Here is a 12,986-nt window from a genome sequence, read left to right as displayed (position 1 = left end):
TAGCTACTATTCGAGCATGGTTTCTGTTGCTTGATTTTTCTGTTTTGAATAAGGCTGTGCAATGATTCTCGTAACTGGTGGCGCAGGATTTATCGGATCGAACTTCGTCCTCGACTGGCTTGCCACATCCGACGAGACGGTCGTCAATCTCGATCTGCTGACCTATGCCGGGAACCTGGCCAACCTCTGCTCGCTGCAGGAGGACCCGCACCACATCTTCGTGCGCGGCGACGTCTGTGACCAGACTTTCGTCTCCGAACTGCTCGAGCGCTACAAGCCACGCGCAATCGTTCATATGGCGGCCGAGAGCCACGTGGACCGCTCGATCCACGGACCCGGGGCATTCATCCGCACCAATATCAATGGAACCTTCTCGATGCTGGAGGCGGCGCGCGCCTACTGGTCCTCGCTGTCCGGCAATCGGCGCGAGGAGTTCCGCTTCCTGCACATGTCGACCGACGAGGTATACGGCACGCTCGGCAAGGACGATCCGGCTTTCACGGAAGACACCCCCTACCAGCCGAACAGCCCCTATGCCGCGAGCAAGGCCGCGTCCGATCACCTGGTGCGCTCCTACCACCATACCTACGGCCTGCCGACGCTGACCACGAATTGCTCGAACAACTACGGCCCCTACCACTTCCCGGAAAAACTGATTCCGCTCGTGATCGTCAATGCACTGGCCGGCAAGTCGCTCCCGGTGTATGGCGACGGCCAGCAGGTGCGCGACTGGCTCTTCGTGTCCGACCACTGCGCGGCGATCCGTACCGTGCTGGCCAACGGCCGGCCGGGCGAAACCTATAATGTCGGCGGCTGGAACGAACGCACCAATCTCGAGGTCGTGCAGACCTTGTGCGACATCCTCGACCGCCTGAAGCCGCGCGCCCGGGGCAGCTACCGCGAGCAGATCACCTTCGTCACCGACCGTCCGGGACACGACCGCCGCTACGCGATCGATGCACGCAAGATCGAGCGCGAGCTCGGCTGGAAGCCGGACGAGACCTTCGACAGCGGTATCGAGCGCACCGTACGCTGGTACCTCGAGAACGAGCATTGGGTAAAGCAGGTGCAGTCAGGCGCTTACCTGACCTGGCTGGACAAGAACTACACGCAACGCGCCACGGAGAACTGCACATGAACACTTCGGCACCGCAACGCAAGGGCATCCTGCTGGCCGGCGGCTCAGGCACCCGACTGCATCCAGTCACGATCAGCGTATCCAAGCAGCTGCTGCCGGTCTACGACAAGCCGATGATTTATTACCCGCTCAGCACCATGATGCTGGCGGGGCTGCGCGAGCTGATGATCATCTCGACGCCCCACGACCTGCCGCGCTTCCAGGAACTGCTGGGCGACGGCAGCCAATGGGGCATCGACCTGCGCTACGCGGTACAGCCTTCGCCCGACGGGCTGGCGCAGGCTTTTCTCATCGGCCGGGAATTCATCGGCGATTCGCCCTCGGCGCTCATCCTGGGTGACAATATTTTCTATGGCACCGACCTGCAGGCCAAGCTCGAGTCCGCGAACGTGCGCGAAGAAGGCGCCACCGTGTTCGCCTACCACGTCAACGATCCCGGGCGGTATGGCGTGGTCGAATTCGACAAGCAGCGCAATGCCCTCTCCATCGAGGAGAAGCCCGAGCAGCCGCGGTCGAACTACGCGGTGACCGGTCTGTATTTCTACGACAATACGGTCTGCGATATCGCTGCCGACATCCGGCCGTCCCCGCGCGGCGAACTGGAAATTACCGACATCAACCGCGAATACCTGCGCCGCGAGCGCCTGCGGGTCGAACTGATGGGCCGGGGCACCGCCTGGCTGGACACGGGCACCCCCGATTCCCTGCTCGACGCCGGCCAATTCATCGCCACGATCGAAAAGCGCCAGGGTCTGAAAGTCAGCTGCCCGGAAGAGATTGCCTTCCACAAAGGGTATATCGATGCGGAGCACCTGCAGCGCCTGATCCATCCGCTGCGCAAGAGCGACTACGGACGCTACCTGAGCCGTCTGGTCGAAACCTGATCGCCTGGGGCGGCGCCAGTCCCCCTCAGGGCGTATCTTATGCCGTCTCTTCTGGCGCCCGCGTCATGCGCGCGAACATCGGCGCCACCAGCAGGCCCAGCTCGTAGAGCAGGCACATCGGAATGGCCAGCGCCAGCTGGCTGACCACGTCCGGCGGCGTCACGATGGCGGCGATGACGAAGGCGCCGACGATCACGTAGGAGCGGATCGCACGCAGCTTCTCGATGCTGACGATGCCCATGCGGACCAGGATGATCACCACCACCGGCACCTCGAACGTAGCGCCGAAGGCCAGGCACATCGACATGACGAAGTCGAGGTAGTTCTCGATGTCCGGCGTCACCGCGATGGACGTCGGCGCGAACTCGCCGATGAAGTGGAACACGCGCCCGAACACGAAGAAGTAGCAGAAGGCCACGCCGCCGATGAAGAGCAGCGAGGACGAGATCACCAGCGGCAGCACCAGGCGCTTCTCGTGCGCATACAGGCCGGGGGCGACGAAGGCCCACAGCTGGTAGAACACCCAGGGCAGCGAGAGGATGAAGGCGAGCAGCAGGGTCACCTTCATCGGCACCAGGAAGGGCGAGACCACCCCGGTGGCGATCATCTTGGCGCCGGGTGGCAAGGACGCGATCATGGGCGCGGCCAGCAGGTCGTAGACCGTCGATGGCCCCGGCCAGATGAACAGGGCCGCGCAGGCGATGGCGATCCCGATCGACGCCTTGACCAGGCGGTCACGCAGCTCGACGAGGTGGGAGATGAAGGTTTCTTCGCCTGCGGCTTCTTCGGTCATCTAGAAAAAGGAAGTCTTGGATTTGCTGGAACCCGGGCGGAACTTGCGCACGCGGGCGGCGCCGGACAGCACATGGGTCTTGCCGTTCGTGCGGTGCTTGTACCAGCTCGGAACGGCCGAGGTACGCACCAGCTTCTTGCGGCGGAAATCGCGCGCCTTGCGCTCGATGTCGCTGGTACTGACGAAACCATGCGAGGACGACGAGGTGGAAGACGACACGTGTTCCTTGCCGTCCCACAACGCCTCGACCTCGTCGACGTGGCTGGCCATGGATTGCTCGACCTCGTCCTTGAACGACTGCGCGCTCTCGTGCACTTCCTTGTGCAGGTTGCGCAGCTCGTCGAGCTCGATCTCGCGGCTGACCTCGGACTTGACGTCGTGCAGGTAGCGCTGGGCGCGCCCGTACAGGGTGCCCGCCATGCGCGCCACCTTCGGCAGCTTTTCAGGGCCGATCACGATCAGCGCGACAACGCCGATGATCGCCAGCTTCGACAGTCCGAGATCGATCATGCCCGGATCTTAATGGCGGCTCTTGTCGCGTGCTTCGACGTCGATGGTCGTCTTGTCGGCGACCTGCTGCGGCGGATGGCTGGTCGACTGGCCGGCAGCGGCGTTCTTTTCTTCCTCGCCCTTCACGCCATCCTTGAAGCCTTTCACGGCCTTGCCCAGGTCGCCACCGATATTGCTGATCTTCTTGGTGCCGAAAATCAGCATCACGACCACCAGCACAATGACCCAGTGCCAAATACTCATCGAACCCATGTTTGTCTCCTAGCAAGGCGCCTTGCGCCTGTGAATCGGGAAAGTCTCAGTTTCAGTATACGCCAAGCGGGAGCGTCCTGCCCCCATTAAAAGCTCAGGTCCCCAGCCCGCGCCAGGGGCGCTTGCCGCCATACATGTGCAGGTGCAGGTGATAGACTTCCTGCCCGCCGTCCGGCCCGCTATTGATCAGGGTCTTGAAGCCACCAGTGCGTGCGCCGTTGCCGTCAACCTTGACCGCAACGCCGTGCTCTTCCGCAAGCTTCGGCGCCAGCGCCAGCATCTTGCCCAGCACCGTGGCGTGCTCGCCGGTGCAATCCGAGAGCGTGGCCACGTGCTGCTTCGGGATCACCAGCAGGTGTACCGGAGCGGCCGGGTTGATGTCCTTGAAGGCCAGCAGTTCATCGTCTTCGTAGACGACGCTGGCCGGAATCTGCTTGGCAACGATCTTGCAGAAAATGCAGTTGTCCATCTTGTCTCCAGATTGTTGACAGCATTCCCCCAGGAGGGAAGCCCGTGCATCCTACCGGCGCCGCATGACAACGGTGTGACGCGGGAAGAACGATTATGACACCGGATACGGGGAAGGCAAGCGTAAGTAGGTGCTTACCAGCAGCTTATTTTTCTTGGCGGGAAGCTTTCTCTTCGATGCCCGATACGCCTTCGCGGCGCCCCAGCTCGTCGATCACCTGCTGCGGCGTCAAGCCGAACTGGGCCAGCAACACCATCGAGTGGAACCACAGGTCGGCGGTCTCGTACAGGACCTTGGAAGCGTCGCCCGAGACACGCGCGTCCTTGGCGGCCATGACGGTCTCGGTGGCTTCTTCGCCGATCTTCTTCAGGATGGCGTCGTCGCCCTTCGAAAACAGCTTGGCGACGTAGGAGGTCGCCGGGTCGCCGCCAGCGTCTGGCTTGCGCGACTCGATCACGGCCGCAACGCGGGCCAGGATGTCACTCATGGGATTTCTTTTGTGCGGAGTAGATGGTGTCGGGGTCCTGCAGCACGGGGTCGACCGCCTGCCAGTCCTCACCCTCAGGGTTAAAGCGTTGATAGAAGCAGGAATGGCGCCCGGTGTGGCAGGCGATGCCGCCCTTCTGCTCGATCTTGAGCAGGACGACGTCTTCGTCGCAGTCCAGGCGCATCTCTACTACCCGCTGGGTATGGCCGGATTCCTCGCCCTTGTGCCACAGCTTCTTGCGCGAACGGCTCCAGTAGACGGCCTCGCCCAGCTCCGCCGTCCTGGCGAGCGCCTCGCGGTTCATCCAGGCGAACATCAGGATGTCGCCGCTCGCCGCTTCCTGGGCGATCACCGGCACCAGGCCGTGTTCGTCCCAGCGCACCTTGTTCAGCCACTTGGCGTTGGTCGGCATGATTACTCCAGCCTCATCGGGATGCCCTGCTGCGCCATGAAGCGCTTGGCTTCACCGACCGTGTGCTGGCCGTAGTGAAAGATGCTGGCGGCCAGCACCGCGTCGGCGTGGCCTTCGAGGATGCCGTCGGCCAGGTCCTGCAAACCGCCGACGCCGCCCGAGGCGATCACGGGGATGCCGACCGCATCCGACACGGCGCGGGTCAGGCCCAGGTCGAAACCGATCTTGGTGCCGTCGCGGTCCATCGAAGTGAGCAATAACTCACCGGCGCCGAGGCTTTCCATCTTGCGCGCCCACTCGACGGCATCGAGGCCCGTCGGGTTGCGTCCGCCGTGCGTGAAGACTTCCCATTTGCCGGGGGCGACCTGCTTGGCGTCGATCGCCACCACGATGCACTGGGAGCCGTGCTTCTGCGAAGCGTCGAAGACCAGCTGCGGATTGGTGACGGCAGAGGTGTTCATCGACACCTTGTCGGCGCCGGCATTGAGCAGGCGCCGCACGTCTTCGACCTTGCGCACGCCGCCACCGACGGTGAGCGGAATGAACACGGTGGAGGCCACGGCTTCGATGATCGGCAGGATCAGGTCGCGGCCGTCGCTCGAGGCGGTGATGTCGAGGAAGGTGATTTCGTCCGCGCCCTGTCCGTCGTAGCGGCGCGCGATCTCGACCGGGTCGCCGGCGTCGCGCAGCTCGGTGAAGTTGACGCCCTTGACCACACGGCCGCCGGTCACGTCGAGGCAGGGAATGATGCGTTTTGCGAGCATGTGCTTAGGCTTGCGCGCCCTCGGTCAGTTCGTCCGCGCGTTCCTGGGCGGAGGCCAGGTCGAGCGTGCCTTCGTAGATCGAACGGCCGCAGATCACGCCTTCGATGCCCTCGTCCTGCACCGCGCACAGCGCTTCGACGTCGGCCAGGTTGTGCACGCCGCCCGAAGCGATGATGGGGATCTTGACGGCTTGCGCCAGCTTGACGGTGGCTTCGATGTTCACGCCGGCCATCATGCCGTCGCGGCCGATGTCGGTGTAGACGATCGATTCGACGCCGTAGCCTTCGAATTTCTTGGCCAGGTCGATGACTTCGTGGCCGGACATCTTGCTCCAGCCGTCGGTGGCGACCTTGCCGTCCTTGGCGTCCAGGCCGACGATGATCGAACCCGGGAAGGCGCCACAGGCGTCGTGCAGGAAGCCGGGGTTCTTCACGGCGGCGGTGCCGACGATGATGTAGGTGATGCCGTCGTCCAGGTAGCGCTCGATGGTGTCGAGGTCGCGGATGCCGCCGCCCAGCTGGACCGGGATCTCGTCGATGCCCATCTCTTCGGCGTAGTCCTGCACGGTCTGCAGGATGGACTTGATCGCCGCCTCGTTCTTCGGCTTGCCGGCGAAGGCGCCGTTCAGGTCCACCAGGTGCAGGCGGCGCGCGCCCTTCTTCAGCCAGTGCAGCGCCATTTCGGCGGGGTCTTCGGAGAATACGGTGGCGAGGTCCATGTCACCCTGTTTCAGGCGGACGCAGTGACCGTCTTTGAGGTCGATGGCGGGGATCAGCAGCATGGTCGTTGTCGGTTGGTTGACGAGGAAATGAGCGTAAAAATTACGGCTTCCAGTTGATGAAATTGCGGTACAGGCGCAGGCCGGCGGCTGCGCTCTTCTCGGGGTGGAACTGGGTGGCGACCAGGTTGTCGCGGGCCACGGCGCAGGTGTACATGCCGCCGTAGTCGGCCTCGCCGATGGTGTCGCTGGCCTGTTCGGGCGCCGCGTAGTAGCTGTGCACGAAGTAGAAATAGCTGCCGTCCTCGACGCCTTCCCACAGCGGGTGGGCGCGGGTCTGGCGCACGCGGTTCCAGCCCATTTGCGGCACCTTGAAGCGGGAACCGTCGCTTTGCAGCTTGCCGTCCAGCTGGAAGCGCACAACGCGTCCCGGGAGCAGGCCCAGGCCCGGCGTGCCTTCGTTCTCTTCGCTCTCGTCGAACAGCATCTGCTCGCCCACGCACACGCCCATCACCGGGCGGTTTTTTACCGCGCGCAGCAGCGCCTCCTCGGCGCCGGATTCGCGCAGGCTGCGCATGCAGTCGCGCATGGCGCCCTGCCCCGGCAGCACGATGCGGTCGGCGGCATCGATGTCTTCAAGCTTGTTCGACACCAGGATGTCGGCCTCGGGCGCGGCGGCGCGCAGCGCCTGCGCGACCGAGCGCAGGTTACCCAGGCCATCGACCACCACAATCTTGTTCGTCATGGCTCTTACAGACTGCCTTTGGTCGAAGGGATGATGCCGGCGGCGCGTTCGTCCAGCGCGGTGGCCATGCGCAGCGCGCGGCCGAAGGCCTTGAACACGGTCTCGCACTGGTGGTGCGCGTTCACGCCGCGCAGGTTGTCGATGTGCAGGGTCACGCCGGCGTGGTTCACGAAGCCGCGGAAGAATTCGCCCGTCAGGTCGACGTCATAGGTGCCGATCATGGCGCGGGTCCAGGGGATGTGCATTTCCAGGCCCGGACGGCCCGAGAAGTCGATCACCACGCGCGACAGCGCCTCGTCCAGCGGCACGTAGGAGTGGCCGTAGCGGACCATGCCCTTCTTGTCGCCCACGGCCTTGGCCACCGCCATGCCGAGGGTGATGCCGGTGTCCTCGACGGTATGGTGGGCATCGATGTGCAGGTCGCCGACGGCCTCGACTTCGAGGTCGATCATCCCGTGGCGCGCGATCTGGTCGAGCATGTGGTCCAGGAAGGGGACGCCAGTGTTCAGTTTCTGGCGGCCGGTGCCGTCCAGGTTGATCGCGACGCGGATCTGCGTCTCGTTGGTGTTGCGCGTGATTTCGGCGGTGCGGGTCATTGCAGGGTGCTCGTGTGGCGTCTCTTTAAGGAAAGAAACGCTGCTATAGGGAAGCTTTCAGGGCTGTCAGGAATGCGGTGTTTTCTTCTGGTGTGCTGACCGTGACGCGAATGCAATTGGCCAACACCTTGTCCATTTTACTCAAATTTTTGATCAGCACCTTTTCGCTGCGAAGTTGCGCGCAGACTTTGTCGGCATCCGGCACGCGCAGCGAGATGAAATTCGCAGCCGACGGAAACACTTCGACTCCCGGCAGCGCCGCCAGTTCGGCGGCAAGGCGCGCGCGCTCGGCGTTCAGCATCTCGGCCTGGCTGTCGAGCACCTCGAGGTGGTCGAGCGCGAACTCGGCGGCCACCTGGGTCAGCACGTTGACGTTGTAGGGCGGGCGCACCTTCTCGAATTGTTCCAGCAGCTTCGCGTCGCCGGACAGGTAGCCGAGGCGGATGCCGGCCAGGCCCAGCTTGGACAGGGTGCGCATCACGACCAGGTTCGGGAACTCCGGCAGGCGGCCCATGAAGCTCTTCTTCGCGAAAGGCTGGTAGGCCTCGTCGACCACGGCGATGCCGGTCTCGCCCAGGGCGCGGATGATGGCGACCATGTCGTCGGCATCGAACAGGTTGCCGGTCGGGTTGTTCGGGTAGGCCAGGAAGACCAGCGCGGGCTTGTGCTGTTCGATAGCGGCCAGCATGGCGGGCAGGTCGAGCGAGAAGTCGGCTTTCACCGGCACGCCGACGAAGTCCGCGCCCGCGAACTGGGCGGAGCGCGAGAACATCACGAAGGCCGGGGTCGGCGCCATGATGACGGCGCGTCGCATCTCGGCACCAAGCTGCTGCCGCGCGACGGCGGTGGCCATGATCGAGATGAGTTCGTCCGAGCCGTTGCCGAGCAGGACGTCGTAGCCGGCGGGGACGCCCAGGCCGGCGCAGATCTTCTGCTTCAGGGTGGCATAGGAGGCCACCGGATAGCGGTTCAGCGCGGCGTCGGCCAGGCGCTGGCCCAGTTCGGCGCGCAGCGCGTCCGGCAGCTGATACGGGTTTTCCATCGCGTCGAGCTTGATGTAGCCGCTCGCGTCCGGCACGTGGTAGCTGGCGATGTTGCGGACGTCTTCGCGGATGGTATTGGCGATCAGGTTCTCGATGGCGCTCATGCAGGTTCCTCGTTCAGCGGCGCGCTCTTCGCGGCGCTCTTGCGTTTCTTTGCCCCCGCGACAGGCACCTCGGGCGCGGCCAGGCGCTCCCGGATGATGTCGCAGTAGGCGGGGTTGAGTTCGAAGCCGGTGAAGTGGCGCCCGGTCTGGCGCGCGGCGATCGCCGTGGTGCCGCTGCCCATGAAGGGGTCGAGCACGATGCCGCCCGCAGGGCAGGAGGCCTTCACCATGCGCTCGATGATCTCGAGCGGCTTCTGGGTCGGATGGTCGGCGCGTTCCGGATGCTCGCGGTGCAGGCGCGACACGCTCCACACGTCCTTCGGGTTGTAGCCGACCTCGAGCCACTTGGCGCCGATGAAGATCGAGCGCGAGCGCGCCTTCTTGGTCTCGGCGTCATACGGAATGCGCACGGCGTCCAGGTCGAAGTAGTAGTCCTTGCGGTTGACAAAAAAGCCGATGGTGTCATGCACCGAGCTGAAGCTGCGCACGCTGCCGCCCATCGAGGGCACGCGGCGGTCCCAGATGATCTCGTTCATCATCGTCATGCGCTTTTTCAGCATCACGAAGATCTCCGGCGCGAAGCGCCAGGTGAGGAAGATGTACAGGCTGCCGTTCGCTTTCAGCTTCGGCAGGACGGCATCGATCCACTGCTCGGTCCAGGCGAGGTAGGCCTCGACGCTCTGCTGGTCCGAGGCGTTGCCGTAGTCCTTGCCGAGGTTGTAGGGCGGGTCGGTCAGGATCAGGTCGATGGACGCGTCCGGGATGCGTCCCAAGCCGGTGAGCGCATCCTCGCAGAAGACCTGGTCGACCCAGGTGCTCATGATTTGATACGGAGCTCGGCGCTGCGGGCGTGCGCCTGCAGGCCTTCGCCATAGGCCAGTTCGGCCGCAACCTTGCCCAGGGTCTGGGCGCCCTGCTCGCTCACCTGGATCACGGACGAGCGCTTCTGGAAGTCGTAGACGCCCAGCGGCGAGGAGAAGCGCGCGGTGCGCGAAGTCGGCAGCACGTGGTTCGGGCCGCAGCAGTAGTCGCCCAGCGATTCGGACGAGAAGCGGCCGAGGAACATGGCGCCGGCGTGGCGGATCCGGTCGGCCCACTTCAATGGGTCTTCAGCGGAGACCTCGAGGTGTTCGGCGGCGATGTCGTTGGCGATCGCGCACGCCTCTTCCATGTCGCGCACCTTCACGAGCGCGCCGCGGTCGGTCAGCGAGGTCGTGATGGTTTCATGCCGCGGCATGGTCGGCAGCAGCTTGTGGATGCTCGCTTCCACGCGTGCGATGTAGTCCGCGTCCGGGCACAGCAGGATGGCCTGGGCCAGCTCGTCGTGCTCGGCCTGGGAGAACAGGTCCATCGCGATCCAGTCCGGGTCGGTCGTGCCGTCGCACAGCACCAGGATCTCCGAGGGGCCGGCGATCATGTCGATGCCCACCACGCCGAACACGCGGCGCTTGGCGGCCGCCACATAGGCATTGCCCGGGCCGACGATCTTGTCCACGGCCGGAATGGTCTCGGTGCCATAGGCGAGGGCGCCGACGGCCTGGGCGCCGCCGATGGTGATCACGCGGGTCACACCGGCGATCGCGGCGGCCCCCAAGACCATCTGGTTCTTCACGCCATCCGGGGTCGGCACCACCATCACGATTTCCTGCACGCCGGCGACCTTGGCGGGAATCGCGTTCATCAGGACCGACGAGGGGTAGGCTGCCTTGCCGCCCGGGACATAGATGCCGACACGGTCGAGCGGGGTCACGCGCTGGCCCAGCACGGTGCCGTCAGGCTCGGTGAAGGTAAAACCGTTGAGTTCCTGCTTCTGGCGCTCGTGGAAGACGCGGATGCGTTCGGCCGCCGTGCGCAGCGCATTGCGCTGGGCCTCGGGGATGGCTGCGAGGGCCGCGTCCAGTTCGTCCTGCCGGATGTCGAAGGCGGCCATGGAGCTGGCGCCGCCGTTCGGGATGCGGTCGAATTTGTTGGTGTACTCCAGCACGGCAGCGTCACCGCGATGCTTCACGTCCGCCAGGATCTTCGCGACGCTTGACTCGATGGCGTCGTCGGTTTCGGCTTCGAATGCCAGCAGGCTTGACAGCGTCTGCTTGAAGTCGGGGGCGGTGGAGTCGAGCTTGCGGATCTGTACTGCCATGATGTGCTTCAGCCTTGTGCTTGCGACGCTTTCTGGAAGGCGTCGAGAATGGGTTGCAGGCGCTCGCGCTTGAGCTTGAGCGCGGCCTGGTTGACCACCAGGCGCGAGGAGATGTCCATGATCTTTTCGACTTCGACCAGGTTGTTGGCGCGCAGGGTGCCGCCGGTCGAGACGACGTCGACGATGGCGTCCGACAGGCCGACCAGCGGCGCCAGTTCCATCGAACCGTACAGCTTGATCAGGTCGACGTGCACGCCCTTGGCGGCGAAGTGCTCGCGCGCGGTGTTCACGAACTTGGTCGCCACGCGCAGGCGCGCGCCCTGGCGCACCGCCGTCTCGTAGTCGAAGCCGGCGTTCACCGCCACCGACATGCGGCAGCAGGCGATGCGCAGGTCGATCGGCTGGTACAGGCCTTCGCCGCCATGCTCGAGCAGCACGTCCTTGCCGGCCACGCCGAAATCGGCGGCGCCGTGCTGGACATAGGTCGGCACGTCGCTGGCGCGCACGATCAGCACGCGCACGCCCGGGTCATTGGTCGGCAGGATCAGCTTGCGCGAGGTTTCCGGATTTTCAAGGACGGTAATGCCCGCTGCTTCGAGCAGCGGCAGGGTGTCCTCGAAGATCCGGCCCTTGGAGAGGGCCAGGATCAGGCCCGGTTCCCCGTGTCGATTCATAGTGCTCATTTACTTGATGCGGACGATGTCGGCGCCGACGGCGGACAGCTTCACTTCCATGCGGTCGTAGCCGCGGTCCAGGTGGTAGATGCGGTCGACGATGGTGGTGCCTTCCGCGGCCATGCCGGCGATCACGAGCGAAGCCGAGGCGCGCAGGTCGGTGGCCATCACGGGCGCGCCGACCAGGCGATCGACGCCCTTGATGAAGGCGGTATTGCCCTCGGTGGAGATCTGGGCGCCGAGGCGGTTCATCTCCTGCACGTGCATGAAGCGGTTTTCAAAAATGGTCTCGGTGACGCGGCTCGACCCGTCGGCCAGGATGTTCACGGCCATGAACTGGGCCTGCATATCGGTCGGGAAGCCCGGGTATTCCGTGGTGCGGAAGGAGACCGGATGCGGACGGCCGTCCATGCGGGCGCGGATGGTGTCCGTGCCGACGTCCAGTTGCAGGCCGATCTCGCGCAGCTTGTCGAGCGCCACGTCGAAGATATCGGTGCGGGTGTTGCGCAGCACGATGTCGCCGCCGGTGGCCGCCACGGCGCACAGGAAAGTAGCGGCTTCGATACGGTCCGAGATCACGGCGTGCTTCGCGCCATGCAGGCTCTCCACGCCCTGGATCACCAGGCGATCGGTGCCGATGCCTTCGATCTTCGCGCCCATGGACACCAGGAGGTTGGCCAGGTCGGTCACTTCCGGTTCGCGCGCGGCGTTTTCCAGCACGGTCTCACCTTCGGCCAGCGTTGCCGCCATCAGCAGGTTCTCGGTGCCGGTCACGGTGATCATGTCGGTGAGGATGCGCGCGCCCTTGAGCTTCGCGCACTTGGCGTAAATGTAGCCGCCTTCGATCGTGATCTCGGCGCCCATCTGGCGCAGGCCCTTGATGTGCTGGTCCACGGGGCGCGAACCGATGGCGCAGCCGCCCGGCAGCGAGACCTTGGCTTCGCCGAAGCGCGCCAGCAGGGGGCCCAGCACCAGGATCGAGGCGCGCATGGTCTTCACCAGCTCGTACGGTGCTTCGAGCGAGGTGATGTTGGCGCCGTTCAGGGTGACGCGCTCGTCGTCCTGGGTGACCTTCAGGCCGGTCTGCTCGAGCAGCTTGAGGATGGTGCGCACGTCGTGCAGGCGCGGCACGTTCGACAGTTCGAGGTCGCCTCCGGTGAGCAGGCCCGCGCACAGGATGGGCAGCGCCGCGTTCTTGGCGCCGGAAACCGGGATGTCACCGTTCAGGCGCTTGCCGCCATTGATTTGCAGCTTGTCCAT

Annotated in this window: 17 protein-coding genes; 2 read left to right on the top strand and 15 right to left on the bottom strand. The window is 64.7% G+C overall.

Going from position 1 to position 12,986, the window contains the following annotated elements:
• Positions 1–61 precede the first annotated feature (61 nt).
• A complete protein-coding gene (gene rfbB / locus NX780_RS07960; protein WP_258827328.1) occupies positions 62–1,138 on the top strand; it encodes a dTDP-glucose 4,6-dehydratase in 1,077 nt (358 codons plus the stop codon).
• Entirely contained in the window at positions 1,135–2,022 is an 888-nt protein-coding gene (gene rfbA / locus NX780_RS07955) for a glucose-1-phosphate thymidylyltransferase RfbA (protein WP_258827327.1), read from the top strand. The genes rfbB and rfbA overlap by 4 nt, the downstream gene beginning before the upstream one ends.
• Before the next feature lie 37 nt (positions 2,023–2,059).
• On the opposite strand, the gene tatC is transcribed toward rfbA, so the two are convergent.
• The 15 genes from tatC to murA form a co-directional block, all read right to left on the bottom strand.
• Entirely contained in the window at positions 2,060–2,815 is a 756-nt protein-coding gene (tatC, locus tag NX780_RS07950) for a twin-arginine translocase subunit TatC (RefSeq protein ID WP_258827326.1), read from the bottom strand.
• Entirely contained in the window at positions 2,816–3,325 is a 510-nt protein-coding gene (tatB, locus tag NX780_RS07945) for a Sec-independent protein translocase protein TatB (RefSeq protein ID WP_258827325.1), read from the bottom strand.
• A 9-nt stretch (positions 3,326–3,334) separates the two neighbouring features.
• Positions 3,335–3,577 carry a Sec-independent protein translocase subunit TatA gene (tatA, locus tag NX780_RS07940; RefSeq protein WP_258827324.1) on the bottom strand — a complete coding sequence of 81 codons (243 nt, stop codon included), beginning with the start codon at positions 3,575–3,577 and terminating at the stop codon, positions 3,335–3,337.
• Between the two features lie 94 nt (positions 3,578–3,671).
• Positions 3,672–4,046, bottom strand: coding sequence for a histidine triad nucleotide-binding protein (locus NX780_RS07935; RefSeq protein ID WP_258827323.1), 375 nt, complete (start codon positions 4,044–4,046; stop codon positions 3,672–3,674).
• 145 nt (positions 4,047–4,191) lie between these two features.
• Positions 4,192–4,533 (bottom strand): phosphoribosyl-ATP diphosphatase, encoded by a 342-nt coding sequence (locus tag NX780_RS07930; protein ID WP_258827322.1) that lies wholly within the window; start codon positions 4,531–4,533, stop codon positions 4,192–4,194.
• On the bottom strand, positions 4,526–4,945 hold the full coding sequence (gene hisI, locus NX780_RS07925; protein ID WP_258827321.1) for a phosphoribosyl-AMP cyclohydrolase: 420 nt from the start codon (positions 4,943–4,945) through the stop codon (positions 4,526–4,528). Before hisI ends, NX780_RS07930 begins: the two co-directional genes overlap by 8 nt.
• Positions 4,946–4,947: 2 nt before the next feature.
• Positions 4,948–5,709, bottom strand: a complete 762-nt coding sequence (hisF, locus tag NX780_RS07920) for an imidazole glycerol phosphate synthase subunit HisF (RefSeq protein WP_258827320.1) — start codon at positions 5,707–5,709, stop codon at positions 4,948–4,950.
• 4 nt (positions 5,710–5,713) lie between these two features.
• Positions 5,714–6,490 carry a 1-(5-phosphoribosyl)-5-[(5-phosphoribosylamino)methylideneamino]imidazole-4-carboxamide isomerase gene (gene hisA / locus NX780_RS07915; protein ID WP_258827319.1) on the bottom strand — a complete coding sequence of 259 codons (777 nt, stop codon included), beginning with the start codon at positions 6,488–6,490 and terminating at the stop codon, positions 5,714–5,716.
• A gap of 40 nt (positions 6,491–6,530) precedes the next feature.
• The gene (hisH, locus tag NX780_RS07910; protein ID WP_258827318.1) at positions 6,531–7,172 is read right to left on the bottom strand and encodes an imidazole glycerol phosphate synthase subunit HisH; all 642 of its coding nucleotides are present in this window, start codon (positions 7,170–7,172) and stop codon (positions 6,531–6,533) included.
• A gap of 5 nt (positions 7,173–7,177) precedes the next feature.
• On the bottom strand, positions 7,178–7,768 hold the full coding sequence (gene hisB / locus NX780_RS07905; RefSeq protein ID WP_036253395.1) for an imidazoleglycerol-phosphate dehydratase HisB: 591 nt from the start codon (positions 7,766–7,768) through the stop codon (positions 7,178–7,180).
• Positions 7,769–7,811: 43 nt separating this feature from the next.
• Positions 7,812–8,915, bottom strand: a complete 1,104-nt coding sequence (gene hisC, locus NX780_RS07900) for a histidinol-phosphate transaminase (RefSeq protein ID WP_258827317.1) — start codon at positions 8,913–8,915, stop codon at positions 7,812–7,814.
• Positions 8,912–9,736: a DNA-methyltransferase gene (locus NX780_RS07895; protein WP_258827316.1), complete on the bottom strand. Its 825-nt coding sequence runs from the start codon at positions 9,734–9,736 to the stop codon at positions 8,912–8,914. Before NX780_RS07895 ends, hisC begins: the two co-directional genes overlap by 4 nt.
• The gene (hisD, locus tag NX780_RS07890; RefSeq protein ID WP_258827315.1) at positions 9,733–11,052 is read right to left on the bottom strand and encodes a histidinol dehydrogenase; all 1,320 of its coding nucleotides are present in this window, start codon (positions 11,050–11,052) and stop codon (positions 9,733–9,735) included. The genes NX780_RS07895 and hisD overlap by 4 nt, the downstream gene beginning before the upstream one ends.
• A gap of 8 nt (positions 11,053–11,060) precedes the next feature.
• Complete coding sequence (gene hisG, locus NX780_RS07885; protein ID WP_258827314.1) at positions 11,061–11,726, bottom strand: ATP phosphoribosyltransferase; 666 nt, start codon at positions 11,724–11,726, stop codon at positions 11,061–11,063.
• Between the two features lie 9 nt (positions 11,727–11,735).
• Positions 11,736–12,986, bottom strand: a complete 1,251-nt coding sequence (gene murA, locus NX780_RS07880; RefSeq protein WP_258827313.1) for a UDP-N-acetylglucosamine 1-carboxyvinyltransferase — start codon at positions 12,984–12,986, stop codon at positions 11,736–11,738.

Origin of the sequence: Massilia agri (assembly GCF_024753255.1) — a bacterium.
In the GTDB taxonomy this organism is placed as follows: Bacteria; Pseudomonadota; Gammaproteobacteria; order Burkholderiales; family Burkholderiaceae_D; genus Telluria; species Telluria agri.
The sequence above is the reverse complement of the archived record's forward strand: the minus strand, read 5'-3'. Positions and strand labels throughout refer to the sequence as shown.